This is a genomic window from Streptomyces sp. NRRL S-1022 (assembly GCF_000720135.1).
Lineage (GTDB): Bacteria > Actinomycetota > Actinomycetes > Streptomycetales > Streptomycetaceae > Streptomyces.
Window position 1 is genome coordinate 1 of sequence record NZ_JOIU01000060.1, and the last position, 5,238, is coordinate 5,238.

Here is a 5,238-nt window from a genome sequence, read left to right on the forward strand (position 1 = left end):
CCGGCGCCGGCCCGACGGCAGCCTGGAGTTCCTGGGCCGGGCCGACGACCAGGTCAAGATCCGCGGCTACCGGATCGAACTCGGCGAGATCGAATCCGTGCTGGCCGACCACCCCGGGATCCGGGAAGCCGTCGCCGTGGTCCGGGACGAGCAGCTCGTCGCCTACCTCGTCCCGGCGGAGGACGCCGCGCCCGACGCCGCCGAACTGCGGACGTACCTCTCCCGGGACCTGCCCGACTACATGGTGCCGGCGGCGTTCGTCACGCTGGAGCGGCTGCCGCTGACCGCCAACGGCAAGCTCGACCGGCGCGCCCTGCCCGCCCCCGACCGCACCGCCTACGCGGCCTCCCGGTACGTCGCCCCGCGCACCCCCGTCGAGGAACGCGTCGCCGCCGTCTGGGCCGAGGCGCTGGAGGTCGAGCGGGTCGGTGTGCACGACGGGTTCTTCGACCTGGGCGGTGACTCGATCCGCGCGGTCTCCCTCGTCGGTGCCCTGCGCGAACAGGGCTTCGACCTCACCGTGCGGGACGTCTTCGACCGCCGTACCGTCGCCGAACTGGGCGAACTCCTCACCGGCCGGGCCACGCTGGAGGCCGGCGACCTCGCGCTCGCCGCGCCGTTCACACTGATCCCCGACGAGGACCGGGCCCGGCTGCCCGAGGGGATCACCGACGCCTATCCGCTGTCGCAGATCCAGACCGGCATGGTCATCGAGATGCTCGCGGACGAGGAGAAGAACCACTACCACAACTGCAGCTGCTTCCGGATCCTCGACGAGCGGCCCTTCGACCCGGCCGCCTTCCACCGGGCCGCCGCCGAGGTCACCGCCCGACACGACATGCTGCGCACCTCGCTGCACCTGACGGGCTACTCCGTACCGCTCCAGATGGTGCACGAGCGGGCCGAGGTGACCGTCGGCGTGCGCGACCTGCGCGACCTCGCCCCCGACGCGCTCCAGGAGTCGCTGGCGGAGTTCGTCCGGCAGGAGCGGGCCCACGCCTTCGACCTCGAAGTTCCGGGGCTGATGCGGTTCCACGCCCATGTCGCCGACGGCCACTGGTGGATCTCCGTCACGGAATGCCACCCGATCATGGAGGGCTGGAGCTACCACTCCCTCCTGATGGAGCTGCTCACCTGCTACCACCGGTTCCGCGACGGGGTGGAGCCCGAGCCGTACGAGCGGCCTGCCGTGCGCTTCGCCGACTCCGTCGCCGGCGAGCTGGCCTCCCTCGCCGGCACGGAGGACCGGACGTACTGGAGCGGGGTGGTCGCCGACTACGAGAAGTTCACCCTGCCCACCGCCTGGGCCGGCGCCCCCGGCGCACCGCGCGGCAAGTACCACGTCCGCGTGCTGTGGGACGACCTGGAGCCACGGCTGCGCGCCCTGGCCGCCGAGGCGCAGGCCTCGCTGAAGAGCGTGATGATCGCCGCGTACGGCAAGGTGCTCAGCCAGCTCACCGACGCCGGCCGGTTCCACGCCGGCCTGGTCTACGACGTACGGCCCGAGGTCACCGGCGCCGACCGTGTCTACGGCATGTACCTCAACACGCTCCCGCTGGCCTTCGATCCGGTACCCGGCACCTGGCTGGACCTGGTCCGCGGGGTCTTCGCGCGCGAGGTGGAGAGCTGGGCGCACCGCCGCTACCCGCTGCCCGCCGTGCAGCGCGACACCGGTGTCGGCGGCCGGCTCATCGACGTCTTCTTCAACTACCAGGACTTCCGGCAGGTCGACGCGGGCCTGGTGGACGACGCCGTCGGCATCGACGACAGCCCCACCGAGTTCCCGCTGACCATCTCCTCACGGGTGAAGAGCATCTTCCTCACCGCCGACACCCGCGCCCTGGCCCCGGAGCACGCCGACCGGATCGGCGCCATGTTCCGGACGGTCCTGGAGGCGATGGCCGCCGACTTCACCGGCGACGCCCGGCGCCCACTGCTGCCCGTCGGCGAACGGGACCGGCTGACCGGCGCCTGGGCCGTGCACCCCGCCGAACCCGTCACACGCACCGTCCTGGAACTGTTCGAGGAGCAGGCCCGGCGCACCCCCGACGCGGTCGCGGTCGTCGACGGCGGCACCCGGCTGAGCTACGCGGAGCTGGACACCCGCGCCAACCGGCTCGCCCACCACCTGGCCGCGCTCGGGGTGACGACGGAGTCCGTGGCCGGGGTGCTGCTCGACCGCGGCGCCGACCTCGTCACCGCCCTGCTCGCCGTGTGGAAGGCGGGCGGCGCCTACGTGCCGATGGACCCGTCGTTCCCGGCCGACCGGGTGGGCGGCATCCTCGCCGACGCAGGCGCCGCCGTCCTGCTCACACAGTCCGCCTACGCGGACCGGGCAGCCGCCGACGCCCCGGTCAGGGCCGTCCTGCTGGACCGGGAGCGGGCCGCGGTGGCCGCCCGGCCCGGCCGCGCCCCCGAGCGGACCGACGACCCGGCCCGGCTCGCCTACGTCATCTACACCTCCGGCTCCACCGGCCGGCCCAAGGGCGTGCTCGTCCCGCACTGCGGTCTCGCGGGCCACGTCCGCTGGGCCCGCGACGAGCTCACCGGCGCCGGCGGCGGCGCCCCGCTGTTCTCCTCCGTCGCCTTCGACCTGGTCGTGCCCAACCTGTGGGCGCCGCTCGTCGCCGGCCAGGCGGTGCACACGTTCCCGCAGGACCTCGACCTCGGGCAGCTCGGCGAGGCCCTGGCCGCGCAGGCCCCGTACGCCTTCGTGAAGCTCACCCCCGCCCACCTGGAGGTGCTCACCCACCAGCTGGACGCGGAGCAGGCGGCCCGGCTGGCGCCGCTGCTCGTCGTGGCCGGCGAGGCGCTGCGCCGCCCCGTCGTGGCGGCCTGGCACGCCCTGGCCCCCGCCACCCGGCTGGTCAACGAGTACGGCCCCACCGAGACGTCCGTCGGCACCTGCACCTGGGAGGTGCCCGGGCCGCGGGACGCCGGCACCCTGCCGGAGATCATGCCCATCGGCGGTCCGCTGCCCGGCGTCACCATGTACGTCCTCGACGACCGCCTCCAGCCCGTCCCGACCGGTGTCCCCGGCGAGCTGTACATCGGCGGGGCCGGTGTGGCCCGCGGCTACCTCGGCCGCCCGGAGCTGACCGCCGAGAAGTTCGTACCCGACCCGTTCGGCCCGTCCGGCGCCCGCCTGTACCGCAGCGGCGACCGGGTGCGGATGCTCGCCGACGGCAGCGTCGACTTCCTCGGCCGCGGCGACGGACAGGTCAAGATCCGCGGCTACCGCATCGAACTCGGCGAGATCGAGACCGCGCTCGCCGGGCAGCCCGGCATCGCCGACGCCCGCGTGGTGCTGCGCGAGGACCACCCCGGCGAGCAGCGGCTCGTGGCCTACCTCGTCGCCGCCGACGGCGGCGACGGCACCGCCGTGGCCCCGGCGCGGCTGCACGAGCGGCTCGCCCGCACCCTGCCCGAGTACATGCTGCCGACGGCGTTCGTGGCCCTGCCGGCCATCCCGCTCACCGCCAACGGCAAGCTCGACCGCGCGGCCCTGCCCGCACCCGGCAGCGAGGCGTTCACCACCGACGAGCACACCGCGCCGCGCACCCCGCTGGAGGAGCGGATCGCCGCCGTGTGGAGCGAGGTGCTCGGCGCCGAACGGGTCGGCGTACACGACAGCTTCTTCGAGCTGGGCGGCGACTCGATCCGTGCCGTCGCCCTGATCGGCGCCCTGCGCGCCACCGGCCTCGCCGTGTCCGTCCGGGACGTCTTCGCCCACCGCACGGTGGCCGGCCTGGCCGGCGCGCTGTCCGGACGCACCGAGCCGGCCGCCGACACCCCCGCCGGTGTCGCCCCGTTCGCGCTCGTCGGCGACGAGGACCGGCAAAAGCTGCCCGCAGGCGTGGCCGACGCCTACCCGCTGTCGCTGGTGCAGACCGGCATGCTCGTGGAGACCCTCGCCGACAGCGAGCAGCGCAACTACCACAACGTGAACGTCTACCGCGTCCACGACGACCGCCCCTTCGACGAGGCCGCCTTCCGCACCGCCGTCGCCACCCTGGTCGCCCGCCACGACGCCCTGCGCACGACGGTCGCGCTGACCGGCTACTCACGCCCGCTGCAACTGGTCCGCACCGACGCCGACGTGCCCGTCGCGCTGCGTGACCTGAGCGCGCTCCCGGCCGGCGAACAGCGCCAGAACATGCTGGAGTTCGTCGCCGGGGAACGCGGCCGGCCGTTCGACTTCGCCGGCGACGAGCCGCTGCTGCGGGTGTACGCGCACCTCCTGGGCGACGACGGCTGGCTGTGCACCTTCACACAGAGCCACGCGGTGATGGACGGCTGGAGCAACCAGCTCTTCCTGGTCGACCTGGTCCGCCTCTACCAGAGCCTGCGCGACGGCGTGGAGCCGGAACCGTACCGGGCGCCGGAGGTGCGCTTCGCCGACTCCATCGCCGCCGAACTGGCCGCGCTGGACTCGGCGGAGGACCGCGCCTACTGGCAGGACCTGGTCGCCCGGCACGCCAAGGCCACCCTCCCCGAGGCCTGGCGCGGCGATCCGTCCCGGCCGGCCGAGGTGGTGCGCGCCGGCACCCGGTTCGCCGACCTCGACGCGCCGCTGCGGGAGCTGGCCCGCGCCGCGAAGACGTCCGTGAAGAGCGTGCTGGTCGCCGCGTTCATGAAGGTGATGGGCCAGCTCACCGACGAACCCGCCTACCACGCCGGCCTGGTCACCCACTCCCGGCCGGAGGCCGCGGGCGCCGACCGGCTGTACGGCACCTACCTCAACACCCTGCCCTTCCCCGCCGACCGCAGCGCCCGCACCTGGCGCGAACTGGTCGAGCAGGTCTCGGCACGGGAGATCGAGGCCTGGCCGCACCGGCACTTCCCGATGCCGGCCATCCAGCAGGACCGGGGCGCCGGGCGCCTGGTCGACGTCTTCTTCGGCTACCTCGACTTCCACCGGATGGACGGCGAACAGGCCGAGGACGGCTGGGGCTTCAACGACGCCCCGAACGAGTTCGCGCTCACCGTCACGGCCCTCGACGGCATCCTGAGCCTGCGCTCCACCTCCCACGTCCTCGCCCAGGAACACGCCGAGCGGCTGGCGGGGATGTTCCGTGCGGTGCTGGAGGCGATGGCGGCGGACCCGGAGGGTGACGCGCGGGCGGTGTACCTCCCGGCGGGGGAGCGGGAGTTGATCCTGGCTTCCGCCGGTACGCAGGGGCCGGTGGTGCCGGTGTCGGGGACGCTGCACGCGCTGTTCGAGGAGCAGGCGGCGCG

The 5,238-nt window shown here is 74.1% G+C and carries 1 protein-coding gene; it reads left to right on the forward strand.

Going from position 1 to position 5,238, the window contains the following annotated elements; genetic code table 11:
- A partial coding sequence (locus IG05_RS43060) for a non-ribosomal peptide synthetase (protein WP_158839147.1) occupies positions 1 to 5,238 on the forward strand: 5,238 nt, incomplete at both ends.